Origin of the sequence: Falsiroseomonas sp. (genome assembly GCF_051859025.1) — a bacterium.
GTDB lineage: Bacteria > Pseudomonadota > Alphaproteobacteria > Acetobacterales > Acetobacteraceae > Falsiroseomonas.
On sequence record NZ_JBHYGL010000007.1, the window covers coordinates 86728 to 112015 of the forward strand.

A 25288-nucleotide genomic window follows, 5' to 3' on the forward strand; every position below is an offset into this window, starting at 1 on the left:
GCGACGGGCGCGCCGATATCGTGGGCTTCGGCAATGCCGGCGCCTTCGTCGCGCTGGGCGATGCCAGCGGTGGCTTCGCCGCGGCCAGGCTCGCCACCGACCAGTTCGGCATCGATGCGGGCTGGAACAACGAGAATGTGCTCTCCCGCCACCTCGCCGATGTGAATGGCGATGGGCGCGCCGATATCGTGGGCTTCGGCAATGCCGGCGCCTTCGTCGCGCTCGGCGATGCCAACGGCGGCTTCAGCGCCGCCACCCTCGCCACCAACCAGTTCGGCGTCGATGCGGGCTGGAACAACGAGAATGTCCTCTCCCGCCACCTGGCCGATGTGAATGGCGACGGGCGCGCCGATATCGTGGGCTTCGGCAATGCCGGCGCCTTCGTCGCGCTGGGCAATGCCAGCGGCGGTTTCGCCGCCGCCACGCTCAGCACCGACCAGTTCGGCGTCGACGCGGGCTGGGCGAATGACAATGCCTATGCGCGCACCATCGCCGATGTGAATGGCGATGGGCGCGCCGATATCGCGGGGTTCGGCAATGCCGGGCTCTTCGTGGCGGAATCCGGCAATATCTGGGGCTGATGCGCCGCGCGGGGCGGTGTCAGGGCAGGATCTGGCCCGCCGCCGCCCCTGGCCCCAGCGTCAGCAGGGGATCGAGGATGGAGACCGCCGGCTCGAAGCCCCCCCAGAGCTGGGGGTACTCGGGCAGCCCCGAATAGCTCATCCACTCCACCGCCATGCCGCGGGCGGCGAAGGCACCCTCATCCAGGTAGGACCGGGCGGAGGGGCCGGAGATGTAGTGGCTGGCCCCCACCGCGGCGGCCAGTTCGACCAGGCGCTGCGTCGGGTCCAGCGCGTCCAGGCTCTCGCGCGGCAGCAAATCGACGTCGCGCAGGAAGGGCGTCTTGATGCCGAGCGCGGCGCAGAGTGCCTGCGTCAGATGCTGGTTCACGGCCGACAGCATCGGCTGGTCCGCCACACCGGCATAGGCGGCGCGAATGGCCTCGATGGCCGAAGGAAAGCCGGGGGCGCGGCGATAGGCGCCCTCGATGCTGCGCAGGTGCTTCGCGGCCCAACCGGGCTCCGCGATCTCCATCGCATCGATGGGCGCCAGGTAGTTGCCCTTCTGCTTCACGGGGATGGTGAGCCAGAGGGGGCCCTGCGCGGTCTTGATGCGGTTGCGCGTGCGCCAGTCCCGCCGCGTGAACTGCACGCTGTCCAGGAACACGAAGGCATCCGCTTGCGCGATCATGGCGAAGGCGCCGCGCCAGGGGATGTAGCTGGACTGGACGATGGCGACCCGCTTCACGGGCTTCGTCACGCGTTCTTCCCGTAGAAGGCGGCGATGGCGTCGATGACGCGCGCGACCTCCCCATCCCCCAGGCCGAGATACATGGGCAGGCGCACCAGGCGGCTGCTGATGTCGTCCGTCACGGCCAGGTCGCCATGGGCGCGGGCGTAGCGCAGCCCGGCGGGGGCGGAATGCAGCGGCACGTAGTGGAAGACCGCGTGGATGCCGCGCGCGCCGAGATGCGCCAGCAGCGCGGTGCGCGTCGCGGCATCCTTCGCCAGCAGCCAGAAGATATGGCCATTCGCCTCATCCGCCGTGGCGGCGGGCAGGGTCACATGGCCGGCGCGGGCCAGGCCGGCCAGCCCGGTGCGATAGGCCTCGTAGCTCCCGCGCCTGGCCTGGATGATCGCCTCCGCCTGTTCGAACTGGGCGTAGAGGAAGGCGGAGACGATCTCCCCGGGGCAGTAGGAACTGCCGATGTCGCGCCAGGTGTATTTGTCGATCTCGCCGCGGAAGAAGCGGCTGCGGTCGGTGCCCTTCTCCCGCAGGATTTCCGCCCGCTCGATCATCGCCTCGTCATTCACCAGCAGGGCGCCGCCCTCGCCGGAGATGATGTTCTTCGTCTCATGGAAGGACAGGCAGCCGAGGTGGCCGATCGTGCCCAGCGCGCGGCCCTTGTAGTGGGACAGATGCGCCTGGGCCGCATCCTCCACCACCAGCAGCCCGTGGCGGTCCGCTATGGCCATGATCGCGTCCATCTCACACGCCACGCCGGCATAGTGGACCGGGACGATGGCGCGGGTGCGGGGCGTGATGGCGGGCTCGACCAGGGCCTCATTGATATTCAGCGTATCGGGGCGGACATCGACGAAGACCGGCGTCGCGCCGCGCAGCACGAAGGCGGTGGCGGTGGAGGAGAAGGTGAAGGAGGGCATGATGACCTCATCCCCCGGCCCCACATCCGCCAGCATCGCGGCCATTTCGAGGGCAGCGGTGCAGGAATGGGCCATCAGCGCGCGGCGGGCGGGCAGTTCGCGCTCCAGCCAAGCCTCGCAGCGCTTCATGAAGGGGCCGCCGCCGGCGATGGTGCCGTTGCGGATCGCCTCCTCGATATAGGCGAGTTCGCGGCCCACCATGGTCGGGCGGCCGAAGGGGATCTTCCCCGGGACCGGTCCTGGGGCCGGATCCCCGGCTGGGGCGAAGGCGTCGGTCATGGAAGGCGTGTCGGGCACGGGCGCGGCAGCGTCAACCCGGAGTGGTGATTTCGGGCCGCTCCTGCCGCAAGCGTAGAGAAATCGGGGGCCTTCTCCACCCCCGCGGTTGCCAGATCGGCGCCGGGCGGTGACAAGACGGCATGCGGCACGGGCCGGATGAACGCGATCCGGAACATTGCCGATTCGGTTGACGATCCGTACCGCCGCCACTTTGATGCGCCCCCTTCCCGCCACGCCGGAGGCTCCTGGTGACGAATCCCCTGCTCCGCGGCCTCGTGCAGGCCATCCCGCCGCTCCGCCGGATGCGCGACCGGCAGGCCGAGTTGTCGAAGGCGGTCGAGGATCTGGCGCGGGCGCTGGAGGAGGGGCGTGCGGCGTCCACAAGCCGGCTGGACAGCCTGGCGGCAAGCATGCCCCGCGCCACGATCGAGCAGGCGCTGACCATGGTGCGCGCCGAATACACGGTGATGCCGCGCTTCGGCTTCCACCAGCCCATCGACTACCTGGAGACCACCGTCCCCCCCACCTTCGGCCCGCCCGTTTCGGTGCCGGGGGAGGCCCTGCCCCTGCCCGCGGCCGCGGATCGCTACGGCTACCCCGCCGATGATGCGACCTACCTGTCGATGGGGCGACTCGACGCCGACATGTTCAAGGCGCAGATCGCCCGCCATGCCACCCGGCGGGACGGGCTGGCGGTGCTGGATTTCGGCTGCTCCGTCGGCCGCGTGCTGCGGCATTTCGAACCGGAGCGCCGCGACCTCGGCTGGACGCTGCATGGGGTGGATGTGCAGGCCACCTGCATCGAATGGCTGCGGCTGCATTTCCCGCAGAACTACCAGGTCTTCACCGGCACGGTCCTGCCGCACCTGCCGCTGCCCGACAACAGCCTGGACGTGATCTACGGCATCAGCGTCTTCACCCATGTGAAATACCTGTGGGACGCCTGGCTGCTGGAACTGAAGCGCGTGCTGAAGCCGGGCGGGCTGCTGCTGCAGACCATCCACACGGAGAATGCCTGGGCCTTCTACCGGCGCCACAAGGATGTGCCCGGCATCATGCAGCATCTGCCGCCCGCGATCCTGGAGCATGAGGCGATGCCGCATGACTGGATCCATCGCGGCGACATCGGCATCAGCCAGGCCTTCTGGAAGGCGGAGGTCGCGCGCCGCTTCTGGGGCCGGTACCTGGAGGTGATCGATGTCCTGCCGCCGCAGCACCAGGACAGTTTCCAGGACCTGATGGTCTGCCGGAAGCCGGCGGGCTGAGGCACCAGCCCCCGGGGCAAGGCCCGGGCAAGGGCCAAAGCGGGGCGGCTGTTCGCTGGACAGTCGCTCGACATTTCTCCACAAGCCTCCGCTGGACGACCCGGCCGACGGGCCGGCCCGCCGCCAGAACGGATGCAGGACCTGATGCGCCAACTGATCCTCGACACCTTCCGTCGCGCCGCCGGCACGAAGCAGCTCCGCGGCACCGTGGACGCGCTGGCCACGGAGGTTTCGCTGCTGCTCGGCACCCAGGGGCCGGGGAGCGAGGTGGCGAAGCGGCGGGAGGTGATGGAGCGCCTGGTGCGCGTCGGCGACTTCCCCCTGCAGGCGTGGTGGGAACGGTCCTACTGGGAACCCGTGGTGCAAATGGCGATCCGGGACCATGTGCGGCCCGGCGACATCGCCTTCGACGTGGGATCGAATGCCGGCGCCTTCGCGGTGCAGATGTCCCGCCAGGCCGGCCCGCGCGGCATCATCTGCGCCTTCGAGGCCAGCCCGCGCATCATCGGCCGCACCCAGCACAATCTGGTGCAGGCGGGGGCGAACAACGTCACGCTCTATCACCGCGCGATCTGGCACCGCAGCGGCGACTTCGTGCATATCGAGGCCGGGTCCCACCTGAATGACCGCGTGGCGGAAGGCGCGGGCGGCGTGCCGGTGCCGACCCTGGCGCTGGACGATTTCATCGCCGCCACCGGCCTCAGCCCCAGCTTCGTGAAGATGGACATCGAGGGCGCGGAGCTGGATGCGCTGCAGGGCTGCCCCCGGCTGCTGGCGGAAGGCCGGCCGGTGATGGCGCTGGAACAGGCCCCCGACGACATGCGCTGCCACGCTTTGCTGGTGGCCGCCGGCTACGTCGCGGTGGACCTGTCCACCGGCAAGCGCATCCGCCAGGCCTCCGACTTCTCCTCCCCCACCGGGGTGGTCAACGTGCTTTTCGTGCCGGAGGAAAAGGCCGCCACCAACCCCTATTGCGATGAGCGGCAGGAGGTGGTGATGGCCATCCCGGGCGCGCGCTTCACCCGCGATGCCGCCGGCGGCGCCAGCCTGGCGGACCCGCCGCTGCTGCAGCCCGGCCGCTACGTGGTGCGGGCCGATTTCTCCGCCAGCGGCAAGCAGAACGAGGTCTTCGCCGGGCTGGAAGCGGATGGGGAGGTGGTCTTCCGCTACCACACCCACACCGCCTTCCTGGCGGAATGCTACCGCGAATGGGTGGTGCAGCTGGACCGGCCGACGAAGGTCGCGCCCTTCCTGCGCTTCCTGAACGGGTCCGACCCGACGCTCGACTGGCGCGGGGTGGAGGTGATCCGCCTGCCGGGCTTCGACCGCGTCGCCGGCCCCCTGGTATTCTGACCGGCCGGTTCTTCCCGCCCACCCCGATCCACAGGCAGGCACGCGCATGCGCCGCATGATACTCGACCAGTTGCGGCGGATTGCCGGCACCGGGCACCTGATCCGGGAAGTCGACAGCCTGCGGGCGGAGGTCGCGGGGCTGCGGGAGGTGGCGAACCGCGCCACCGCCGCGGCGGAAGCGACGCTGGCCGCCCTCAAGCCGCCGCTGCCGCAACTGCCCGGCACGCCCTACTCGACCGTCGCGATCCCGATGGAATACCCGCCTTCCCGCGACATGCGGCCCCGCTGGGGGGAGACGCGCCCGCCCCTGCAGCCGATCGTCGATTGGGTGAAGCCGCATGAGGCGGAGTACCGGAAGGTGCTGGCCGCGATCCGCGCGCGGGCACCGGCGCTGGCGCGGATCGCGCTGGATTTCGACGCCGCCCGGCTGCCCGAACCCGCCTGGTGCGGCGTGCCGATCGCGCCCTTCGACAGCGCCGCGCTCTACACCCTGGTGGGGGAACGCAAGCCGAAGCTGTACCTGGAGATCGGGTCCGGCATCACCACCGCCTTCGCCTGGCGGTCGGTGAAGGACCATGGCCTGTCCACCCGCATCGTCTCCATCGACCCGGAACCGCGCGCCGCGATCGACGGCATCTGCGACGAGGTGGTGCGCGCGGGGCTCGAGACCTGCGACCTCTCGGTGTTCGACCAGTTGGAGGCCGGGGACATCCTGTTCCTGGATGGCTCCCACCGCGTCTTCATGAACAGCGACGTCACGGTCTTCATGCTGGACGTGCTGCCGCGGGTGAAGCCCGGCGTGCTGATCCATGTGCACGACATCCAGCTGCCCTGGGACTACCCGGACATGTTCACCAACTGGTACTGGAGCGAGGCCTACATCCTGGCGGCCTACATCATCGGGGCGGCGGACAAGCTGCGCCCGGTGCTGCCCACCGCCTGGGTCTGCCGCGACCCCGCCTTCGCCGACTGGTTCGCGACGCCGCCGGTGGACCTCGGTGCGCAGAACGATGGCTGGCGGGGCGGCGGGTCCATGTGGTTCGAGAAGATCGCCTGATCCGGCGCCCAGGGGGAGGCCAGCGGCCTTCCCGGTGGCCGGCTTAACGCCGGTTTCACCGCACTGCGGTAGGGGTTGCCCAGGGCCCAACAGGGGCCACGGAGCCCCCTTGGATGTCGCAGACGCTTTCGGGCGACAACGTCACCGACAGCATCTTCACCTGGACCTTCACGGCCAATTCCGGCGACAGCTGGGGGGGGACGCTGGTCGATGACGGCACGCGCTATGTCGTCGGCTCCATCCTCAATACCGCCGCCGGGCGCTACACCATCGTGGGCGCGGCGCCGCAGGGCGTGGATCTCTCCGCCTTCGGGATGAATGAGGGCTGGATCGCCGTCTCCTGGTACCGGGATGCCGGCGGCGTCTTCATGGTGACGCGGAACGGGGCGGGCACCGCTTCCGGCACGGCCGGGCTGGGGTCGGAAATCGATGCCGCCTGGAACGGCACGGCCTGGGACAGCTTCGGCCTGGGGGGGACGGACCAGGCGGATCCGGGGGAGCTGGCGGACAGCCTCTTCACCTGGACCTTCACGGCCGATAGCGGCGACATCATCCAGGGCACGCTGCTGGACGACACGCGCAACTGGAACCCGGGCGACACGCTGCGCACGGCCTTCGGCACATACCGCATCGATACCGAGACGCCCCATGGGCGCGACCTCGGCAGTGCGGGGGTGGAAGGCACGATCACCATCATCAGCTACACGGATTTCTTCGCCGACATCCAGTTCACGCTGGAGACGGGGGCATCGGGCCCCGCGGGCTATGGCGGCTTCGGCAGCGAATGGGACCGCGCCTGGACGGGTACCGCCTGGGCGCCGGTGGGCCAGGGCGGCGCGCTGCAGGCGGACCGGCTGCCGGACCGTGTCTTCAGCTGGCGCTTCACCGCCGACAATGGCGACCAGTATGTGGGCTCCATGGTCGGCCACAGTAGCGCCCTGGCCCAGGGCGACCGGATCGAGACCGATCACGGCCACTACGACATCCTGCAGGAGAACGCCTACAGCGGCCCGGCCAGCGCGCAGGGGCTGGTCTGGGTGTTCCGCTACTACGATTCCTCGCTCGATACCTGGATGACGACCTACCAGAACAGCGTCGCCGCGACGGTGAGCGGCACGCGCGGCCTGGGCAGCGAATACGACTATGCCTGGGACGATGATGAATGGGACGATTTCGGGGTGGGCGGCGTCCACCTGGCCAGCATCGAGCGGAACAACCTGTTCGGCTGGACCTTTACCGCCAATTCGGGGGACCGCTACGCCGGCTGGCTGATCGCGCGCGACGACGCCCATGCGGTGGGCGATACGGTCGCGACCAGCCAGGGCAGCTACCGCATCACCTCCGAAGGGGCGTGGGGAGGCTCCGCCGGGGCGGGCACGATCTACACCACCAGCTATGTCGATGCCGGATCGGGCCGGAGCTTCGAGACCTACTGGTGGGGCACGATCGGCGGGCAGCCCAGCGGGCGCGGGGGCTTCGGCAGCGAATACGACTACATCTGGAACGGCAGCGAATGGGATGATTTCGGCGTCGGTGGCGTCCACCAGGCGAACTTCACCATCAACACGCTGCACGCCTTCACCTTCACCGCCAATGACGGCGACCGCTACACGGGCTGGCTGGTGGAAGACAGCGCGCGCTACGCCGCCGGCGACACCATCGCCACCAGCCAGGGCAGCTACCGCATCACCTGGGAAGGCGATTGGGGCGGCACCCAGGGGCGCGGCGCCATCTGGACCGACAGCTATTTCGATTCGGCATCGGGCCGCAGCTTCGGGACCTACACCTGGACAGTCGGCGGCGGGCGCCCCAGCGGCCAGGGCGGCTTCGGCAGTGAATACGACTACATCTGGAACGGCACCGCCTGGGACGATTTCGGCGTCGGCGGTGTCCACCGGTCGACCTTCACCATCAACACGCTGCACGCCTACACCTTCACCGCCACCAGCGGCGACCGCTACACGGGGTGGCTGGTGGACGACAGCACGCGCTACGCGGTCGGCGACACCATCGCCACCAGCCAGGGCAGCTACCGCATCACCTGGGAAGGCGATTGGGGCGGCAGCCAGGGGGCGGGCAGCATCTGGACCGAGAGCTACTTCGACGCCGGCAGCGGCCGCAGCTTCGCGACCTATTTCTGGGGCACCCTGGGCGCGCAACCCAGCGGGCGCAGCGGCTTCGGCAGCGAATACGACTACATCTGGGATGGCGACGAATGGGATGATTTCGGGGTGGGGGGCATCCACCAGGCCAATGTCACGGTCAACACGCTGTTCGGCTACACCTTCACCGCCACCAGCGGCGACCGCTACACGGGATGGCTGATCCAGGACGACACCCGCTACGCCGTCGGCGACACCATCGCCACCAGCCAGGGCAGCTACCGCATCACCCATGAAGGCCCCTGGGGCGGCACGGCCGGCAAGGACACGATCTGGACCACCAGCTACTTCGATGCCGGCAGCAACCGGACCTTCGAGACCTATTTCTGGAACACGATCGGCGGCCAGCCCAGCGGCCGCGGCGGCTTCGGCAGCGAATACGACTATGTCTGGGACGGCCGCGAATGGGATGATTTCGGCGTCGGCGGCGTCCACCAGGTGAAGGTGGAACGCCCCGTCATGATCAGCTGGATCTTCCGCGCCACCAGCGGCGATGCCTATACCGGGCTGCTGCTGGAGGATGCGGAGACCTACGCCCCGGGCGATACCATCGTCCGCCCCAATGGCACCTACACCATCCAGTCCGAGACCGACACGACCCGCACGGATTACGGCATCGGCACCATCTGGACCGCGGCCTATTACGACGCCGGTTCCGTCACCTGGCTGACCACCCACTACTACGGCTTCTACGATGGCCTGCCGAGCGGCCGCGCCGGCTTCGGCAGCGAATACGACTTCGCCTGGGATGGCGATGAATGGGATGATTTCGGCATCGCCGGCGTCCACCAGGCGGATGTGGAACGATCTTCCGCACCGGAGGTGCTGGGATAGCGCTCCAGGGGTGTTGGCGCCTTGGCCTCAAGCTTGCCCGGCCGCACGCCATGGGCCAGAACGGCGCATCGGATGGGAAGGCCAGGCATGACCAAGGCGCTGCGGATTCTGTGCTTCCTCGGCTTCACCTTCGCCGGGCTGCTGATGCTGGGGGCATCCTTCTGGCGCGCGTTGTTCGGCACGCTGGCGCTGGTGGCGCTGCGGGTCACGCCGGTGCCGGATTCCGTTGTCTATGGCATCGGCGCCATCGTCTTCGGGCTCGGCATCCTCCAGTGGAGCAGCGGGATCGTCATCCCGCGCTGAGGACGGGGCGCAGCCCCGCGAGCAGCCGATCGACCTCCGCCTTCCAGTCGGGCCCGCCGGCGGCGCGCGCCTCGGCGCCGAGCCTCTCCAGCGCGCCGGGTTCCGCCAGGCGCGCCAGGGCATCGGCGAAGGCCGCCGCCGTGACGGCCGCCGCCACCACGCCGCCCTGCCCGTCCCGCACCTGCTCCAGCAGCCCGCCCACCGGCGTCGCCACCACCGGCACGCCCATGGCCAGCGCCTGCGGGGCGATGCCGGATTGGCTGGCCTCCCGATAGGGCAGCACCACCGCATCGGCCTCCGCCAGCAGCGCCGCGATGGAATCCTCCGCCACCCAGCGGCTTTCCACCGTCACGCCGGGCAGGGCGGACAGGCCGGGCGCGCAGGATTCGGCATCCCCCTCGCCCACCACGCGCAGCGTGGCGCCGGGATGCGTGGCGCGGAAGGCGCGGAAGGCATCGCGCAGCAGGTCGAGACCCTTGTAGGCGCGGAGACGACCGAAGAAGAGCAGCCGGAAACCGGCACCCCGCGAACGGGGCAGCACCGCGGCGCCCTGCAGCAGCGCGGGCAGCGCCATGCGCACCAAGGGCAGGCCCGGCGCCACCCGCGCCAGCGTCCCCGCCACGGCGTCGGACAGCGCGACCGCGGCGCGGGCCGCACCCAGTTCGCGCCGCAGCCGCCACCCCCAGGCGAGGGTGGGATCGCCGGGATGGGGCGCGGCATCATGCACCACGGGGACGAAGGGAATGCCCGCCTTCGCCAGGGCCGGCGCCACCAGCGGGGTCCAGGTGTGGGTCATGCCGGAGATCACGAGATCGGCGCCCCGCGCCTGGTCCACCAGGCGCCGCGCCAGGCCCGGCACGCGCAGCAGCCCGGTGGCGAATCCGCCGAGGCCGCGATAGGTCTGCACCATGTCGATCGGCGCGCCCAGGGCGCGGAATCCATCCACCAACTCGCCCTGCGCGGACAAGGACAGGCTCAGGCCGATGCCGGCCCGGCCCGCCAGTTCGCTGGCGAGGCCGAGCGTGAATTGCGCGCCGCCGCCCCGCCGCCCCCAATACCAGAGCAGGATCCGCATGCCCCGCCCTACCACCCCGGCGGACAGGCTGGAAGGGCGGCACGCGACGCGCCGTACCCCCCTCACCTCTGGCTGTATCGCAACCGTGATCACACCATCATGGGTTGCAATCATCGAGTATGTTAACACATCGTTCAGAGTCCATCGGGGAATCTGGACAATCCTGGCGGTCCAGCCGCCACCGGAGACACGATGCTTGATTGCTTGATCCCTGGCGATGCGCAGGCCCTTCCGCTGCACCTGGTGACCCGGGGCGGCCTGGAAGCGCTTCTGCAACGCCTGCCCCCCGGCCAGGCGGCCTTCCTGCGCGCCAGCGGCTTCTCGGCCAAGGCGCAGGAATGGCGTCTGCTGCCCAGCCTGTCGGCTACCGGTGGGTCCGGGATCGATGGCGCGGTGGCGGGGCTCGGCGATGATGCGGCGACCCACGCGGCCTCCCCTTGGGCCTATGGCGGCCTGCCGATGGCGCTGCCGGAAGGGACGGATTGGCGCCTGGAAGGGGAAGCCGAGGCCAGCGCCGCGGTGCTGGGCTGGTGCCTCGGCGCCTATCGCTACACCCGCTTCAAGGCGCCCGCCCGGCAGCCGGCGCGGCTGGTGACGCCGCCGGGGACGGAGACGGCGATCGCGGAGGCCCGGGCCATCTGCCGGGGCCGGGACCTGATCAACACCCCCGCCGGGCATCTGGGGCCGGAGGAGCTGGCCGCCGCGGTCGGCACCCTGGCCGCGGCCCATGGCGCGACGTTCCAGGTGATCGACGGCGCGGCGCTGGAAGCCGGGTTCCCCGCTATCGCCGCCGTCGGCCAGGGCAGCCCGCGCGCGCCGCGCGTCGCCGTGCTGCGCTGGCAGGGGCCGGGCGCCGCGGCGGATGCGCCGCTGGTCACGCTGTGCGGCAAGGGCGTGTGCTTCGACACGGGCGGGCTGGACCTGAAGCCCGCCGCCGCGATGCTGCGCATGAAGAAGGACATGGGCGGCGCCGCCACCATGATCGCGCTCGCGGAGATGCTGATGGCGTCCGGCGCGCCGATCCGGCTGCTGCTGCTGGTGGGCGCGGTGGAGAATTCGGTCTCCGGCACCGCCTTCCGGCCGATGGATGTCATCGCGACTCGGAAGGGGCTGACGGTCGAGATCGGCAACACCGATGCGGAAGGGCGGCTGGTGCTGGCCGACCTCCTGGCTTTCGCGGCGGAACAGGCGCCGGCCCTGATTCTGGACGCGGCAACCCTGACGGGAGCAGCGCGCGTCGCACTCGGCCCTGATTTGCCGGCATTGTTCTCCGACGACGCGCAGGTGGCGAATACCATTCTTCGTTTCGGCTTGGACGTGCATGATCCTTTGTGGCAGCTGCCATTACATAGAAGTTACGTTTCTTGGCTGGACAGCAACGTCGCTGATCTCAACAACGTGGCAACGAAGCCGATGGCGGGCGCGGTGGTCGCCGCCCTGTTCCTCCGTCGCTTCGTGCCGGACGAGCTGCCATGGGCCCACATCGATCTCTACGCCTGGAACGACCACACCCGCCCCGGCCGCCCTGAAGGCGGCGAAATCCAGACCGCGCGCGCGCTCAGCCGTGCGGTGACCGCGCTTCTTCTTCACCGCGACAACCCTTGACGGTAACGAAATCGAGATGAAACGGGAACTTTCTGCCTCAAAACGCTCTCAGAAGAGCATACAGCGGCAGCACCTTTCACAGAGCGATTCATCGGAAGGGCGCGCCAAGGGCCGCCAGAGCGCCGCGTCCAAGGCGGCGCCAGGCAGCCGGAAGCGCGCCGAGGAAGGATTTGAGACCATGGCAACGCAATCATCGCCCGACCAGCTTGTCGGGATTCTCCGCGACACCGTCGTCGCCCTCGTTCGTCGTGATGGACCAGACCTGTCCGCCCGACAGCTTGGCGTGTTCCTGACGGTCTACCTGACCGACGGCCCCCACACCGTCCGTGGCCTGGCGGCCGAACTGAACGTGTCCAAACCTGCCATCACGCGGGCGCTGGACCGGCTGGGCGAACTCGACCTCGCCCGCCGCAAGGTGGACCCGATGGACCGGCGCAGCGTGCTGGTGCAGCGCACGCTGAAGGGCGCTTCCTTCCTGCGCGACATGCGCAGCATCATGGCGCAGGCCGAGCAGACGGCGCGTGAAAGCGCCCCGGCGGGCGAAGCGCCGGCCGAGGCGCGTCGCGCCGGCTGATCCCGCGTGCCGCCCCCGGTGGGGGCGGCTCCCGGCCTTCCCGTGCCCGGCCTTTCCGTGCCGGCCTTACCCGGTCAGTAGCCCGCGGAGAAATCCACCAGGTTCATCAGCGGCTCCCCGGCCCTCGCGCGGCGGAGATTCTCCACCACCTGGGGTGCGGCACTTTCGGGGATGGTGATGCTCGCGGCATGCGGCGTCATCACCACCTTCGGATGCGACCAGTAGGCGTGGTCCACCGGCAGCGGTTCCGGCTGGAAGACATCGAGCGCCGCGGCCGCCACCTGGCCGCTATCCAGCGCCGCCAACAGGTCCGCATCCACCACATGCCCGCCGCGGGCCCCGTTGATGACGAAGGCGCCCTTCGGCAGCAGGGACAGCAGCCGCGCATCGACGATGCCGCGCGTCTCCGGCGTCAGCGGCAGCAGGCAGATCAGGATGTTCGCCCGCGCCGCCATGGCGGCCAGGCCATCCGCGCCGTGGTAGGTCTCCACGCCCTCCACCGCCTTCGGCCGACGGGTCCAGCCCATGACCGGAAAGCCGAGGCGCGTGAGCAGCCCGGCGGCATGGCTGCCGAGTTCACCCAGGCCGAGGATGCCGATGCGGGTTTCCGCCGTGACCGGGGCGGGCAGCTCCTCCCACCGCTTCGCGGCCTGCAGCGCGCGATAGTCCAGATCCTGCCGGTGGAAGCGCAGCACGTTCAGCAGCACCCATTCGCCCATCTGCGTGGTCAGCATGCGATCCACCAAGCGCGCCACGGGAATGCCCGGCGGCGGTCCCGGCGGGCGCAGCAGGTGGTCCACGCCGGCGCCCATGGAGACGATGAGCTTCAGGTTCGGGTAGCGGCGCAGCTCCGCCATGTCATGCGCCGTCCACACCACCGCGGCCTCGATCTCCGCCGGGTCGCCGGCATCGGGGAACAGGCGGATGGTCAGGGTCGGGTCCACGGCCAGCAGCGCGCGGCGCCACCAATCCATCGTCGCGGCCTTGGTGGAGAGCAGCACGGCCATCACGCGGTTTCCCTGGTCAGCAGGCGCACGAAGGTGCGCCAGTCATCCCGCCTGGTGGCGGCGAATTTCCGGCCATCCGGCAGTTCGGCATAGAGGCTGAGGACGCCCTTGGCCCAGAGCGCGTCGAAGTTCTGCTCCGACAGGATGGCGAGCGCGGTGGTGCGTTCGAAGACGCCGTCGCGGATGCGCGGCTGTATCTTGAAGAGCCACCAGTAGCAGCCGACGGCCAGGATCGCGGCGCCGAGATACCAATGCACCAGCGACGTGCCGGCGAAGGACCCCGTCAGGATCGCGGCGGCGGGCCAGATATTCTCCCCGTAGAAATAGACGGGGCTGCCCGGCGAATTCATCTTGCGGATATGGACGCCGAGCTTGACCGCCTGGCTGTCCAGCAATGCGCGCAGCAGGATCAGCGGCGGACGCGGATCGGCATCCTCCCCCTGCGTCTCCGCCGGATCTTCGGCTTCACTCATGTGCGGACGTGGCCCTCTCCCCCGGCGGCACTCAGGTCGAAGGCCGCCGCCATCAGGGCGCGCGTGTAGGCTTCCCGCGGGGCGCCGACAACCGCCTCGGCCTCCCCTTCCTCCACGACCTTCCCATCCTTCAGCACCACGATGCGGTGCGCGAGCGCCCGCACCACGCGGAGGTCATGGGAGATGAAGAGGTAGGCGAGGCGGTGGCGCGCCTGCAGGTCCCGCAGCAACTCCACCACCTGCGCCTGGACGGAGACATCGAGCGCGCTGGTCGGCTCATCCAGCACCACCAGGCGGGGCTTGAGGACCAGGGCGCGGGCGATGGCGATGCGCTGGCGCTGGCCGCCGCTGAATTCATGCGGGTAGCGTTCGATCATGGAGGGGTCGAGGTTCACCTCCCTCAACGCCTCCGCCACCCGCGCCGCCTGGTCCATGGCGGAGAGGGTTTCGTGCACGCGCAGCCCCTCACCCACGATCTCCCCCACCGTCATGCGCGGCGACAGGCTGCCATAGGGGTCCTGGAAGACGATCTGCATCCGCCGGCGGAGCGGCCGCAGCGCGGCGCGGTCGAGGCCCTGGATGTCCTTGCCCTCGAACCTGATCGGCCCCTCGGAGGTCTCCAGGCGCAGCATGGCCAGGCCGAGCGTGGTCTTGCCGCTGCCGGATTCGCCGACCAGGCCCAGCGTCTCCCCCTCCCGGATCGAGACGGAGACGCCGTCCACGGCCTTCACCGTGGCGACGGTGCGCCGCAGGATGCCGCGCTTGATGGGGAAATGGACCTTGATGCCGTCGCCGCGGAGGATTTCCGGTGCAGCCGGCTCCACCGGTGCGGGGCGGCCGCGGGGTTCCGTCGCCAGCAGCATCTTCGTGTAGTCATGCTTCGGATGGTCGAAGACCTCCGCGACCGGCCCGGCCTCCACCGCGCGTCCGTGGCGCATGACCACGACACGGTCGGCGTTGCGGCGGACAATCTGCAGGTCGTGCGTGATGAGCAGCAGGGCCATGGACAGGCGCTGCTTGAGGTCCCGCAGCAATTCCAGGATCTGCGCCTGGATGGTCACGTCCAGCGCCGTCGTCGGTTCATCCGCGATCAGCAGCGCCGGGTCGTTCGCGAGCGCCGCCGCGATCATCACGCGCTGGCGCTGGCCGCCGGAGAGCTGGTGCGGGAAGGCGCCCAGCCGGTCCGCCGCCTTGGGGAAGCCGGCGCGGGTCAGCAATTCGATCACCCGCTGGTCCAGCGCCGTGCCGGATAGCGGGCGGTGCAGGGTCACGGCCTCCGCCACCTGGCGGCCCACGCTGTGCAGCGGGTTGAGCGAGGTCATGGGTTCCTGGAACACCATGCCGGCGACGCCGCCACGCAGGTGGCGCAGCGCCTCGCCCTCCGCCGACAGCACATCGACGCCATCCATGGTGATGCGGCCGGCGGGGTTGCTGCCGCCAGGGCCGAGGAGCCGCAGGCAGGACAGCGCCGTCACCGACTTGCCGCTGCCGGATTCGCCGACCAGCGCCACCGTCTCCCCCCGATGGACCTGGAAGGACACGCCCTCCACCACCGGCTTGCCGCGGAAGGCGACGGAAAGGTCCTGGACGTCGAGGATGGGTCCGGTCATCGACCGCCTCCCGGTAACTTCCTGGGATCGAAGGCGTCGCGCACGGCCTCTCCCACGAAGATCAGCAGGGTCAGCACGCCGCCGAGGACGAAGAAGGCGGTGATGCCGAGCCAGGGGGCCTGGAGGTTGTTCTTGCCCTGCGACACCAACTCCCCGAGCGAGGCACTGCCAGGCGGCAGGCCGAAGCCGAGGAAATCGAGGCTCGCCAGCACCGTCACCGACCCGGACAGGATGAACGGAAGAAAGGTCAGGGTCGCGACCATGGCGTTGGGCAGGATGTGGCGGACCATCAGCGACGTGTCGGAGACACCCATCGCCCGCGCGGCGCGTACATAGTCCAGGTTCCGGCCACGCAGGAATTCCGCCCGCACCACGCCGGTCAGCCCCATCCAGCTGAACAGCAGCAGAAAGACCAGCAGGGTCCAGAAGCTCGGCTCGATCACGCTGGCCAGGATGATGAGCAGATACAGCTGCGGCATCCCCGACCAGACCTCGATGAATCGCTGGAAGCCGAGATCGACCCAGCCGCCGTAATACCCCTGCACCGCCCCCGCCGCGATGCCGATGACGGAGCTCACCAGCGTCAGCGCGAAGCCGAACAGCACCGAAATGCGGAAGCCGTAGATCACGCGGGCCATCACGTCCCGGCCCTGGTCATCGGTGCCCAGCCAGTTGCGCGCGGAAGGCGGCGCCGGGGACGGCCGGCCGAGATCCCTCACCACCGTGTCGTGCCGATAGGGGATGGGCGGCCAGACGGCCCAGCCGCCACGATCGGCGAATTCCTTCCGCAACTCCGGGTCATGCCAGTCCATCGTCACCGGCAGGCCATCCGGCAGGACGTCTTCCTCCGCATAGCCGATCGCGACCGGGAACAACCACTTGCCGTCGACATGCGCGACCAGGGGACGGTCATTCGCGATGAACTCGGCAAAGAGGGTCAGGAAGAACAGCAGGAGAAAGACCCAGAGCGACCAGAAGCCGCGCCGGTTCGCGCGGAAATTGGCAAGGCGGCGGCGTGTGATGGGGGTCATGCGCGTGTGGCCCTCTCCAGGGGGCTTTGCCCCCTGGACCCCCACCAGGAGGCAGCGGCCTCCTGGACCACAGGCAATATATGCCGGAAGGGAGGGGGGCCGAAGTGCCCCCCTCCTTCCCGGCATATAAAGGCCCGGCGGGGTCCGGGGGGGGCCACGCCCCCCGGCGGGGGCCCGGGGGCAGCGCCCCCGGAAAGGCTACCCACGCACACCGCCATCACCGCCGTGCCTCGAAGTCGATGCGGGGGTCGATGATGGTGTACATGACGTCGCCGACGATCTGCATGAGCAGTCCGAGCAGGGTGAAGATGTAGAGCGTGGCGAACATGATGGGGTAGTCGCGGCGGATCGCGGCCTCGAAGCCCAGCAGGCCGAGTCCATCCAGCGAGAAGACGATCTCCACCAGCAGCGCGCCCGTGAAGAGGATACCGATGAAGGCTGCGGGGAAGCCCGCGATGATCAGCAGCATCGCGTTGCGGAAGACGTGGCCATAGAGGACGCGGTTCTCGTTGTTGCCCTTGGCCCGCGCCGTGACGACGTATTGCTTGCCGATCTCATCGAGGAAGCAGTTCTTCGTGAGCATGACGAGGCCCGCGAAGCCGCCGATGACGAGCGCCAAAGTCGGCAGCGCCATGTGCCAGGCATAGTCCAGCGACCGCTGCCAGAAGGGCCAGGTTTCGGAGCCGGAGGTGGCCAGCCCCCGCAGCGGGAACCACTGCAGAAACGACCCGCCGGCGAAGAAGACGACGAGCATGATGGCAAACAGGAAGCCCGGGATGGCGTAGCCCACCAGCACGACGCCGGAGGTCCAGAGGTCGAAGCGCGACCCGTCCCTGACCGCCTTGCGGATGCCGAGGGGAATGGAGACCAGGTAGATGATCAGCGTGGACCAGAGGCCGAGGCTGATGGAGACGGGCATCTTCTCGATGATGAGGTCCACCACCGGCCGGTCGCGGAACAGGCTGCGGCCGAAATCGAAGGTCAGGTAGCCCAGCATCATCTCCTGGAAGCGGACATGGGCGGGCTTGTCGAAGCCGAACATCTTCTCGATGTCCCGCACGATGGCGGGGTCCAGCCCCCGGGCGCCGCGGTAGTTGCCGACAGGCCCGCCGGCGCTTTCGCCAGAGCCCATGGAGGGTCCGGCGCTGCCGGGCTGGCGCGTCTCGCCGCCCCCTTCCCCGGTCAGGCGGCCCAGCACCTGGCCTTCACCGCGCAGTTCCGCGAGCATCTGCTCCACGGGGCCGCCGGGGGCGAATTGCACGACGGCGAAGTTGATGACGATGATCCCGAACAGCGTCGGGATCACCAGCAGCAGCCGGCGAAGGATGTAGGCGGCCATCGGGGGTTCTGGTGCTACAGGGCGCGACGCGCGTCGGGCAGCGCGCGTTCCCGCTCCGCATCCACCCACCACCAATCCAGGGAGAGGTTGTAGCGGGGGTTGCGTTCCGGCCGCACCAGCTTGTCCCAGAAGGCGATGCGGAAGGTGCGGCTGTGCCAGTGCGGCACGACGTAGTTGTGGGCCAGCAGCACGCGGTCCAGCGCCCTGGTGCGGGCCACCAGTTCATCCCGGTCCGGCGCCGTGACGACCAGGTTGACCAGTTCGTCGATCGCGGGGTCGCAGATGCCGGCGACGTTCTGGCTGCCGGGCTCGCGTGCCTTCTCGCAGGTGAAGTAGTCCCGCTGCTCATTGCCCGGTGACAGCGACTGGCCGATGCTGTCGATGGTCATGTCGTAGTCGAATTCGTCCATGCGCTTCTGGTACTGCGCGGGATCGACGGTGCGGACGCGCACCGCCATGCCGAGCCGTTCCAGCCATTGTACATAGGGCAGGGCCACGCGTTCGAAGGTGGCGCCCTGGAGCAGGATCTCGAACTCGAAGCGCTGCCCCTGCGCATTCACCAGGCGCCGGTCGCGCACCTGCCAGCCGGCGGATTGCAGCAGCGTGAGGGCGCGGCGCAGGCCATCGCGGTTGTTGCCGGACCCGTCGGTGACGGGCAGGCGGTATTCGCTGGTGAAGACCTCCGCCGGCACACGGCCACGGAAGCCTTCCAGGATCGCCAGTTCCCGCCCCTGCGGCAGGGCGGAGGAGGCGAGCTCGGAGTTGGAGAAGTAGGAGTTGGTCCGCGCATAGGCGCCGAAGAACACATTGGCGTTGAGCCATTCGAAGTCGAAGACTTCCACCAGCGCGCGGCGGACCCGGGCATCCTGGAAGATCGGCCGGCGCAGGTTCATCGCCCAGGCCTGCATGCCGGTCGGCAGTTCGTGGCGGATCTCGTCGAGCTTCACCAGGCCGCGGCGGCGGGCGGGGAAGTCGTAGGCGGTCGCCCAGTCGCGGGCGACATTCTCCGTGCGGAAATCGATCTGCCCGGCCTTGAAGGCCTCAAGCGAGACGGTGTTGTCCCGGAAATACTCGAAGCGGCGGACGTCGAAATTGTGCTGGCCGCGCATGGAGGGAATGTCCCTCGCCCACCAATCGGCGACGCGGCGATAGACGATGCTGCGCCCGGCCTCGAAACGCTCGATCCGGTAGGGGCCGGAGCCCAGCGGCGGGTCCAGCAGCGGGCGGGCGAAGTCCCGCCCCTGCCACCAATGCTGCGGCAGCACCACCATCTGGCCGAGGATGAGGGCCAGTTCGCGGTTCTGATCGTCCTTGAAGCGGAAGGTGACGCGGCGCTCGGACTCGGCCACCACCTCCGTCACATCGGCATAGTAGGCGCGGAAGCCCGGGCGGCCGTGCTGGCGCAGCGTGTTGAAGGTCCAGACCACATCGGCGGCGGTGACGGGGCGGCCATCATGCCAGCGAGCGGCCGGGTTAAGGTCGAAGCTGACGCCCTTCCGGTCCGCCGGCAGTTCCACCCATTGCGCGAGGTAGGGGTATTCGGTGCTGGCCTCGTCCGCGCTTTCCTTGAGCAGCGTGTCGTAGAGCAGGTTGAGGCCCACGGCCGCCGTGCCGCGGATGACGAAGCCATTGAAGCTGTCGAAGCTGCCGAGCGCGGTGAGCGCGATCTCGCCCCCCTTGGGCGCGCTCGGGTTCACCCAGGGAAAATGGGTGAAGTCGGCCGGCAGCGCAGGCTCTCCCAGCAGGGACAGCGCATGGGTGCGCACGGCCTGGCCCGGGGCGGTGCTGCCGCCGGCGGGGGTGGCGGCATGCGAAAGCCCGGGCGCAAGGCCCAGGGCGGCGGAGAAGGACATCAGGTCGCGGCGGCGCATGCCCACAGTTTGGGGGTTCGCCCTGTTCGCCGCAACGTCCGCCTGCGGCGGAAGCCGCGCGGCCGGCCTCAGCCGGCCAGAAGGCAGGAGATTTCCGGCAGCAGGGCAGGGTCACCAACGGCCAGGACGGTGCCGTCGCTGTCCAGGCGCAGCGGCCGGCCGGCCCAATCCGTGCAGCGTCCCCCGGCGCCTTCGATGACGGGCACCAGCGCGGCCCAGTCCCAGGGCTTCATGGTGGCATCCACCACCGCATCCACCAGGCCGAGCGCGAGCAGGCCATAGGCGTAGCAATCGCCGCCCCAGGTCGTGCGGCGCGCCGCCGCCTTGGCCGCGGCGAAGCGGGGGGCAGTTTCGGCATCGAACATGTCTGGCGATGTGCAGGAAAGCTCGGCCTCCGCCAGGGTGGCGCAGGGCCGGCAGCGCGGCGTGCCGCCGAAATCGGAGCGGAATTCGGTCGCCTGGCCGCTGATGCCGATCCAGCGTTCGCGCGTGGCGGGCTGGTCGATCAGGCCGAGCACGGGAACGCCCTTGTGGAGCAGCCCGATCAGCGTGCCGAACAGGGGACGCCCGGTGACGAAGGCGCGGGTGCCATCGATGGGGTCCAGCACCCAGACCCAATCGGCGCCCGGGTTGGTTTCCCCGTATTCCTCCCCGATCACGCCGTGATCGGGGTGGCGCTGGGCGATGAGGGCCCGGATGGTGCGTTCGGCGGCCTTGTCGGCCTCCGTCACCGGGCTGGCATCGCCCTTCGCTTCCACCAGGAGCTGGGACCGGAAGAGCGGGCGGATGACGGCGCCTGCCGCATCCGCCGCCGCTTCAGCGGTTTCCCGGAACGATCCCGGTATCAGCGTGGGCGGTATCAGGGCAGCGGCACCGGGTTGGGCGACAGGGTGCGCAGGAAGGCGATCAGGTCCGCGCGCTGCGCCGGGTTGCTGACGCCGGCGAAAGCCATGCGCGTGCCGGGCATGGCGGCGGAGGGGCGGGCGATGAAGGCGTTCAGGGCCTCGAAATCCCAGGGCTTGTCGGCCAGGGCGCGGTTCGCGGCGGAGTAGTTGAAGCCCGCGACCTGCGCATGGCCCTTGCCGACGATGCCGTAGAGGTTGGGGCCCACGCCGTTCGGGCCGCCCTGCACGAAATTGTGGCAGGAGGCGCAGAGGCGGCTGGCGAGCGCGCGGCCGGCATCGGCATTGGCGGCGGCCAGCAGCGGGCTGATCGGCTCCAGCGTCGGCGCGGCGGGCGCGGCCGTGGCGGCCGGCTGCGCAGCGGCCGGAGTGGCCAGCGCGCTGGTCTCCAGCTTGCGCGGATGCACGACCAGGTCGCCGATCAGGCCGGTGACCATGAAGGCGATGCCGGCCGTCAGCACGGCGGCGGCGACCTTGTTGACTTCCAGACTCATCCTGGAATGGACCCTTCCGAAGCGCTTCGCCAACCATGGCGCGCGGCCGCGGGGCGGCGCTGCGACAGGGCATGGACGATGCAATGCCTGATAACCGTTAAAACTGTGCGACGAGGCCGGGCTTGCACCCTGCCCGGCCTGCCGTAAAACCCGCCGGAACATATAGGCCGCCGCCGGCAACGACAACCCGGCTGGCACGCCCAAGGCAGGACAACGCCCCCGCATGCCCAACAATTCCACCGGTATCATTGCCTTCCAGGGCCTGCCCGGCGCCTATTCGGATCTGTCCTGCCGCAAGGCCTATCCCGGCTGGGCCACCCTGCCCTGCCCGTCCTTCGAAGCGGCGATGGATGCGGTGCGGGACGGCCGCGCGGGGCTGGCCATGCTGCCCTGCGAGAATTCGCTGGCGGGCCGGGTGCCCGACATCCACCGCCTGCTGCCCGACAGCGGCCTGCATGTGGTCGGTGAGCATTTCGAGCGCGTGGAGCATTGTCTTCTTGCCCCCCGCGGAGCCTCGATCGCCACGCTCAAGCGCGCGCACAGCCATCCGGTGGCGCTCGGCCAGGTGCTGAAGCTGATCAAGGAGCTGTCGCTGCAGCCGGTGATCGAGGCCGATACCGCCGGCGCGGCGGAGCTGATCGCCCAGCGCGGCGGCATCGAGGACGCGGCCATCGCCAGCGAGCTGGCGGCGGAGATCTACGGCCTCGAGATCCTGCGGAAGAATGTGGAGGACGCGGCGCACAACACGACGCGCTTCTACGTCTGCCGCACCACCCCCCTGGAAGGGCCGTTCGAGGCCGGGGACTGGGTGACGAGCTTCGTCTTCCGCGTCCGCAACATCCCCGCGGCACTCTACAAGGCGCTCGGCGGCTTCGCGACGAATGGCGTGAACATGACCAAGCTGGAGAGCTACATGGTCGGCGGCGCCTTCACGGCGACGCAGTTCCTGGCCGATGTCGATGGCCGGCCGGACGATCCCGCCTTGGCGCGGGCGCTGGAGGAGCTGGCCTTCTTCTCGGCCGATGTGCGCATCCTCGGCACCTACCGCGCCCATCCCTACCGGCTGGCGCAGCGCGAGGGGAACTGAGGGGGACTCAGCCCGGCTCCCGCGCCAGCGTCAGCACCAGGCCGGGCTGGGTGGCGAGGATGGCGGCGGGGTCCACCGTCGCCAGCGCCTCGCTCACCACGCATTCCGCGAACAACTGGCGCAGCCACCAGCCCAGGGCGGCGGGGGTGGCGCTGCCGCCGAGGCCGGCCTCGGTCATCACCACGACCCGCCAGGGCAGCGGCGCGCCGGGGCTGGCCCAGGCCTCCAGCCCCGGCAAAGGCGGCCCCATGGGGCGGGGCGGCGGCTGGTCGTAGAAGATGTCGGCGGTCAGCGCCGGCTCCGTCTCCCGCATCGCGACACCCATGAAGGCGGGGCCCGCCGCCTGGGCGGAACCCTCCTCGACCTCCCGCCGCGGCAGGGCGGCCAGGTCGGCGCGGGCGAGGATGGCGGCGGCGCGGGCGATCTGGTCCGCGGCCTCCGGCCGCAGCGCGCGCAGCATGGCCAGCAGCGTCTCCACCAGCGCCAGACTGCCCTCGATCGCCAGGCTCTCCCCATCCTGCCGCCAGAGGGGCGCCGGATTGGGCAGCCGGGCGAAGGCCTGGCGCAACGGCACCCAGCCGGCGGCCAGGGCGGGCTCCGCCGCGGCCGCCCGTTCCAGCGCCGTCAGGGCGGGATCGGCCTGCGCGGCCAGCACGCCCTGACGGCGCGGCAGCACAAGGTGAAGCGTGGCGACGGGGCCGGCAGCGAGGCCGTGGGCGATGCGGAGCAGGGCGCCGAGGGGCGCGGGCAAGGCGGCGGCGCCGGGTGCGGAGGGTGACGCGGGCGCGGCCGGTGGTGGCGCGGGGGCTGCCGGCGGCGGCGGTGGCGTGGGGACTGCCGGCGACGGCGGTACGGCTGGCGCGGGGGCTGCCGGTAGTGGCGGCGGCGCGGGCGGTGCGGGGACCGCCGGTGGTGGCGGCGGTGCGGGTAGCGGCGCGGGCGGGGTTGCGGCGCCCTCGGCCTCGGCTTCCAGCGCATCGCGCATCCGGCGCGTCATGGCCAGGGTGGTGGCGACGGGGCGGCCGGGCAGCACGGCGCGCACGCGCACCCTTCCCTCAAGGAAATCGCGCGCCGTCAGCGGCGTGGGGGAGCGCAGGCGGAAGCCGGGGTTGCCGTCATCGCGCTGGATGTCGGCGGTGCCTTCCGCCAGCACCTCCACCCCCCGCATCAGGCGGATGGTGGGGCGCACCGCGGGGTCCTGCGGATCGGCGGCCCAGCCCACCACCAGGCAGCCATCCCGCAGCGCATCCAGGAAGCCGGCCAGGCCGCGGGATGGCGGGGATGGGGGGGTGGCGCCGGACACGGATCAGAGGCCGGAGCGGCGAACCGGCTCCACGCCGCCGCCGCGCACGATGCCGCGCCGCGTCAGGCAATCCGCATAGGCGCGGTTGACGACCGCCTCCCGCTCCCGCTCCACGCGGTCGAGGTTGTTGGGGTTCTGCAGGTTCATGCGGCTGAACATGGCCTGCGCGCCCGGGGACCGCTCGGCCTCCGCCCGGCATTCGGCCATGGCCGGCGTCTCCGCCGGGCGCGGGGCCGCAGCGCCGCCGCAGGCCGCAAGGAACAGCAGGGAAAGCGTGGCGAAATGGGGCTTCATGGGCCGTGCTCCAGCCAATCCTCGATCAGGCGCCGCGCGATGGAATCGATTCGCGGCAGGGAGAAGCCGTGCGCGGCGGCGTCGCGCATCTCCTCCCGCGTGAACCAGCGCGCGTCCTGCAGTTCATCGGGGTCGATGGTGATCGCATCCGACAGCCCCTCCGCATGGAAGCCCAGCATGATGGAGGCCGGGAAGGGCCAGGGCTGGGAGGAGTGGTAGCGGACATCGCCGACATCGACGCCGGTTTCCTCCTTCACCTCCCGCCGCACCGCTTCCTCCAGGCTCTCGCCGGGTTCCACGAAGCCGGCGAGGGTCGAGTACATCTTCGAGTTCGGGAAGCGGTGGGAATGGCCGAGCAATGCCTTCCCGTCGCGCACCACCAGCATGATCACGGCGGGGTCGGTGCGGGGGAAGTGCTGGGCGTTGCAGGCGGTGCAGACCATGACGTTGCCGGCGCTGCGCGGCGCGCATTCGGCGCCGCAGACGCCGCAGAAGCGATGGCGCGTGCGCCAATGCATCAGGCCGCGGGCATGGGCCAGCACCGATGCCTCCCCGGCCGGCAGCAGCCCCGCGACCTGGCGGAGGTCGGTGAAGCTGCCCATGCCGTCCGGCAGCAGCGGCAGCGGGTCCTCGGCGCCGGAGCAATCGACGGTGAAGACGGGGCGGCCTTCCCAGAAGCCGAGGAAGGCCCAGGGGCCGCCGGCCATGCGCACGGCTTCCGCGGCGGCGCCGGTCAGCAGCACGGCTTCGGGCGTCCCGGCCTCCACGCCCTTCATCAGGCTGCGACTGCGCCAGACGGGGGTGAAGAGGGTCTCGGGATCGGCGAGGGCCTGGGCGATCCAGTCCGCATCGTCGCGCCGGTGACCGGCGCGATCGAGGGGGCTGCCCGTATAGGCATTGGGACGGCTGGCGGGGACGGAGAGCATCGGCCGGACCCTGCCACGCGACCCGCGGCGGGTCCAGGGCGGGTGATCATGGCGGGGGGTATCGCCGCTAGCGGCGTGGGGGGGTGTTGCCGCGGCGGCTCCGACCCCCGATATTGGGGGCGGAAGGTCGGCGACGGACGTGCTCCTCGCCAACCCGGTCAGGTCCGGAAGGAAGCAGCCGTAACGAGTTCTCGCGCGGGTCGGCCGCCGATCTTCCAC

General features: G+C 70.2%; 23 protein-coding genes and 1 other RNA gene. 10 read left to right on the forward strand and 14 right to left on the reverse strand.

The window, feature by feature from the left end:
* Positions 1 to 581: FG-GAP repeat domain-containing protein (locus ACTIE5_RS09535; protein ID WP_439549465.1), on the forward strand; the 581-nt coding region annotated here is incomplete at its 5' end.
* Positions 582 to 600: 19 nt separating this feature from the next.
* On the opposite strand, the gene ACTIE5_RS09540 is transcribed toward ACTIE5_RS09535, so the two are convergent.
* A complete protein-coding gene (locus ACTIE5_RS09540; RefSeq protein ID WP_439549466.1) occupies positions 601 to 1320 on the reverse strand; it encodes a WbqC family protein in 720 nt (239 codons plus the stop codon).
* Positions 1317 to 2504: a dTDP-4-amino-4,6-dideoxygalactose transaminase gene (gene rffA / locus ACTIE5_RS09545; RefSeq protein WP_439549467.1), complete on the reverse strand. Its 1188-nt coding sequence runs from the start codon at positions 2502 to 2504 to the stop codon at positions 1317 to 1319. Before rffA ends, ACTIE5_RS09540 begins: the two co-directional genes overlap by 4 nt.
* 248 nt (positions 2505 to 2752) lie before the next feature.
* Here rffA and ACTIE5_RS09550 point away from each other — a divergent pair, with 248 nt between their 5' ends.
* From ACTIE5_RS09550 to ACTIE5_RS09570, 5 genes are all read left to right on the forward strand, one after another.
* Entirely contained in the window at positions 2753 to 3769 is a 1017-nt protein-coding gene (locus tag ACTIE5_RS09550) for a class I SAM-dependent methyltransferase (RefSeq protein WP_439549468.1), read from the forward strand.
* Positions 3770 to 3913: 144 nt separating this feature from the next.
* Positions 3914 to 5122, forward strand: a complete 1209-nt coding sequence (locus ACTIE5_RS09555) for an FkbM family methyltransferase (RefSeq protein ID WP_439549469.1) — start codon at positions 3914 to 3916, stop codon at positions 5120 to 5122.
* A 46-nt stretch (positions 5123 to 5168) separates the two neighbouring features.
* Positions 5169 to 6179 (forward strand): class I SAM-dependent methyltransferase, encoded by a 1011-nt coding sequence (locus ACTIE5_RS09560; RefSeq protein WP_439549470.1) that lies wholly within the window; start codon positions 5169 to 5171, stop codon positions 6177 to 6179.
* Positions 6180 to 6292: 113 nt separating this feature from the next.
* Positions 6293 to 9175, forward strand: coding sequence for a hypothetical protein (locus ACTIE5_RS09565; RefSeq protein WP_439549471.1), 2883 nt, complete (start codon positions 6293 to 6295; stop codon positions 9173 to 9175).
* An 87-nt stretch (positions 9176 to 9262) separates the two neighbouring features.
* The gene (locus tag ACTIE5_RS09570) at positions 9263 to 9478 is read left to right on the forward strand and encodes a hypothetical protein (protein WP_439549472.1); all 216 of its coding nucleotides are present in this window, start codon (positions 9263 to 9265) and stop codon (positions 9476 to 9478) included.
* Here ACTIE5_RS09570 and ACTIE5_RS09575 read toward each other — a convergent pair.
* The gene (locus ACTIE5_RS09575) at positions 9465 to 10553 is read right to left on the reverse strand and encodes a glycosyltransferase family 4 protein (RefSeq protein WP_439549473.1); all 1089 of its coding nucleotides are present in this window, start codon (positions 10551 to 10553) and stop codon (positions 9465 to 9467) included. The genes ACTIE5_RS09570 and ACTIE5_RS09575 overlap by 14 nt on opposite strands.
* A 192-nt stretch (positions 10554 to 10745) precedes the next feature.
* Between ACTIE5_RS09575 and ACTIE5_RS09580 the strand changes: the two genes are divergently transcribed.
* Together ACTIE5_RS09580 and ACTIE5_RS09585 are read left to right on the forward strand one after the other, a co-directional pair.
* On the forward strand, positions 10746 to 12158 hold the full coding sequence (locus tag ACTIE5_RS09580; RefSeq protein ID WP_439549474.1) for a leucyl aminopeptidase family protein: 1413 nt from the start codon (positions 10746 to 10748) through the stop codon (positions 12156 to 12158).
* Between the two features lie 178 nt (positions 12159 to 12336).
* A complete protein-coding gene (locus ACTIE5_RS09585) occupies positions 12337 to 12732 on the forward strand; it encodes a MarR family transcriptional regulator (protein WP_439549475.1) in 396 nt (131 codons plus the stop codon).
* A 74-nt stretch (positions 12733 to 12806) separates the two neighbouring features.
* On the opposite strand, the gene ACTIE5_RS09590 is transcribed toward ACTIE5_RS09585, so the two are convergent.
* The 8 genes from ACTIE5_RS09590 to ACTIE5_RS09625 form a co-directional block, all read right to left on the reverse strand.
* Positions 12807 to 13739 carry a 2-hydroxyacid dehydrogenase gene (locus ACTIE5_RS09590; protein WP_439549476.1) on the reverse strand — a complete coding sequence of 311 codons (933 nt, stop codon included), beginning with the start codon at positions 13737 to 13739 and terminating at the stop codon, positions 12807 to 12809.
* Complete coding sequence (locus ACTIE5_RS09595; RefSeq protein ID WP_439549477.1) at positions 13739 to 14212, reverse strand: hypothetical protein; 474 nt, start codon at positions 14210 to 14212, stop codon at positions 13739 to 13741. Before ACTIE5_RS09595 ends, ACTIE5_RS09590 begins: the two co-directional genes overlap by 1 nt.
* Positions 14209 to 15822, reverse strand: coding sequence for an ABC transporter ATP-binding protein (locus ACTIE5_RS09600; RefSeq protein WP_439549478.1), 1614 nt, complete (start codon positions 15820 to 15822; stop codon positions 14209 to 14211). The genes ACTIE5_RS09595 and ACTIE5_RS09600 overlap by 4 nt, the downstream gene beginning before the upstream one ends.
* The gene (locus ACTIE5_RS09605) at positions 15819 to 16853 is read right to left on the reverse strand and encodes an ABC transporter permease (RefSeq protein WP_439549479.1); all 1035 of its coding nucleotides are present in this window, start codon (positions 16851 to 16853) and stop codon (positions 15819 to 15821) included. The genes ACTIE5_RS09600 and ACTIE5_RS09605 overlap by 4 nt, the downstream gene beginning before the upstream one ends.
* Positions 16854 to 17070: 217 nt before the next feature.
* Positions 17071 to 18192, reverse strand: coding sequence for a microcin C ABC transporter permease YejB (locus ACTIE5_RS09610; protein ID WP_439549480.1), 1122 nt, complete (start codon positions 18190 to 18192; stop codon positions 17071 to 17073).
* 14 nt (positions 18193 to 18206) lie between these two features.
* Positions 18207 to 20063 carry an extracellular solute-binding protein gene (locus ACTIE5_RS09615; protein ID WP_439549481.1) on the reverse strand — a complete coding sequence of 619 codons (1857 nt, stop codon included), beginning with the start codon at positions 20061 to 20063 and terminating at the stop codon, positions 18207 to 18209.
* Between the two features lie 68 nt (positions 20064 to 20131).
* Positions 20132 to 20923: a histidinol-phosphatase gene (gene hisN, locus ACTIE5_RS09620; protein ID WP_439549520.1), complete on the reverse strand. Its 792-nt coding sequence runs from the start codon at positions 20921 to 20923 to the stop codon at positions 20132 to 20134.
* Positions 20923 to 21459: a c-type cytochrome gene (locus ACTIE5_RS09625; protein WP_439549482.1), complete on the reverse strand. Its 537-nt coding sequence runs from the start codon at positions 21457 to 21459 to the stop codon at positions 20923 to 20925. Before ACTIE5_RS09625 ends, hisN begins: the two co-directional genes overlap by 1 nt.
* Before the next feature lie 223 nt (positions 21460 to 21682).
* Here ACTIE5_RS09625 and ACTIE5_RS09630 point away from each other — a divergent pair, with 223 nt between their 5' ends.
* Positions 21683 to 22546, forward strand: a complete 864-nt coding sequence (locus tag ACTIE5_RS09630; protein WP_439549483.1) for a prephenate dehydratase — start codon at positions 21683 to 21685, stop codon at positions 22544 to 22546.
* Positions 22547 to 22553: 7 nt separating this feature from the next.
* On the opposite strand, the gene ACTIE5_RS09635 is transcribed toward ACTIE5_RS09630, so the two are convergent.
* From ACTIE5_RS09635 to nudC, 3 genes are read right to left on the reverse strand one after another with little or no spacing between them, the layout of a single operon-like run.
* Entirely contained in the window at positions 22554 to 23849 is a 1296-nt protein-coding gene (locus ACTIE5_RS09635; protein ID WP_439549484.1) for a hypothetical protein, read from the reverse strand.
* Between the two features lie 3 nt (positions 23850 to 23852).
* The gene (locus ACTIE5_RS09640) at positions 23853 to 24143 is read right to left on the reverse strand and encodes a phosphoribosylamine--glycine ligase (protein WP_439549485.1); all 291 of its coding nucleotides are present in this window, start codon (positions 24141 to 24143) and stop codon (positions 23853 to 23855) included.
* On the reverse strand, positions 24140 to 25069 hold the full coding sequence (gene nudC / locus ACTIE5_RS09645) for an NAD(+) diphosphatase (protein ID WP_439549486.1): 930 nt from the start codon (positions 25067 to 25069) through the stop codon (positions 24140 to 24142). The genes ACTIE5_RS09640 and nudC overlap by 4 nt, the downstream gene beginning before the upstream one ends.
* A 125-nt stretch (positions 25070 to 25194) precedes the next feature.
* On the opposite strand from nudC, the gene ffs reads away from it, so the two are divergent.
* An RNA gene (gene ffs / locus ACTIE5_RS09650) (signal recognition particle sRNA small type) lies at positions 25195 to 25285 on the forward strand.
* Positions 25286 to 25288: the final 3 nt, after the last annotated feature.

What these genes read in the sequence shown, in the direction of transcription:
- rffA (WP_439549467.1), bottom strand. Translation starts at nt 2,504, where the DNA reads ATGACCGACGCCTTCGCCCCAGCCGGGGATCCGGCCCCAGGACCGGTC.
- ACTIE5_RS09555 (WP_439549469.1), top strand. Translation starts at nt 3,914, where the DNA reads ATGCGCCAACTGATCCTCGACACCTTCCGTCGCGCCGCCGGCACGAAG.
- ACTIE5_RS09560 (WP_439549470.1), top strand. Translation starts at nt 5,169, where the DNA reads ATGCGCCGCATGATACTCGACCAGTTGCGGCGGATTGCCGGCACCGGG.
- ACTIE5_RS09565 (WP_439549471.1), top strand. Translation starts at nt 6,293, where the DNA reads ATGTCGCAGACGCTTTCGGGCGACAACGTCACCGACAGCATCTTCACC.
- ACTIE5_RS09570 (WP_439549472.1), top strand. Translation starts at nt 9,263, where the DNA reads ATGACCAAGGCGCTGCGGATTCTGTGCTTCCTCGGCTTCACCTTCGCC.
- ACTIE5_RS09575 (WP_439549473.1), bottom strand. Translation starts at nt 10,553, where the DNA reads ATGCGGATCCTGCTCTGGTATTGGGGGCGGCGGGGCGGCGGCGCGCAA.
- ACTIE5_RS09580 (WP_439549474.1), top strand. Translation starts at nt 10,746, where the DNA reads ATGCTTGATTGCTTGATCCCTGGCGATGCGCAGGCCCTTCCGCTGCAC.
- ACTIE5_RS09585 (WP_439549475.1), top strand. Translation starts at nt 12,337, where the DNA reads ATGGCAACGCAATCATCGCCCGACCAGCTTGTCGGGATTCTCCGCGAC.
- ACTIE5_RS09590 (WP_439549476.1), bottom strand. Translation starts at nt 13,739, where the DNA reads ATGGCCGTGCTGCTCTCCACCAAGGCCGCGACGATGGATTGGTGGCGC.
- ACTIE5_RS09595 (WP_439549477.1), bottom strand. Translation starts at nt 14,212, where the DNA reads ATGAGTGAAGCCGAAGATCCGGCGGAGACGCAGGGGGAGGATGCCGAT.
- ACTIE5_RS09600 (WP_439549478.1), bottom strand. Translation starts at nt 15,822, where the DNA reads ATGACCGGACCCATCCTCGACGTCCAGGACCTTTCCGTCGCCTTCCGC.
- ACTIE5_RS09605 (WP_439549479.1), bottom strand. Translation starts at nt 16,853, where the DNA reads ATGACCCCCATCACACGCCGCCGCCTTGCCAATTTCCGCGCGAACCGG.
- ACTIE5_RS09610 (WP_439549480.1), bottom strand. Translation starts at nt 18,192, where the DNA reads ATGGCCGCCTACATCCTTCGCCGGCTGCTGCTGGTGATCCCGACGCTG.
- ACTIE5_RS09615 (WP_439549481.1), bottom strand. Translation starts at nt 20,063, where the DNA reads ATGCGCCGCCGCGACCTGATGTCCTTCTCCGCCGCCCTGGGCCTTGCG.
- ACTIE5_RS09625 (WP_439549482.1), bottom strand. Translation starts at nt 21,459, where the DNA reads ATGAGTCTGGAAGTCAACAAGGTCGCCGCCGCCGTGCTGACGGCCGGC.
- ACTIE5_RS09630 (WP_439549483.1), top strand. Translation starts at nt 21,683, where the DNA reads ATGCCCAACAATTCCACCGGTATCATTGCCTTCCAGGGCCTGCCCGGC.
- ACTIE5_RS09640 (WP_439549485.1), bottom strand. Translation starts at nt 24,143, where the DNA reads ATGAAGCCCCATTTCGCCACGCTTTCCCTGCTGTTCCTTGCGGCCTGC.
- nudC (WP_439549486.1), bottom strand. Translation starts at nt 25,069, where the DNA reads ATGCTCTCCGTCCCCGCCAGCCGTCCCAATGCCTATACGGGCAGCCCC.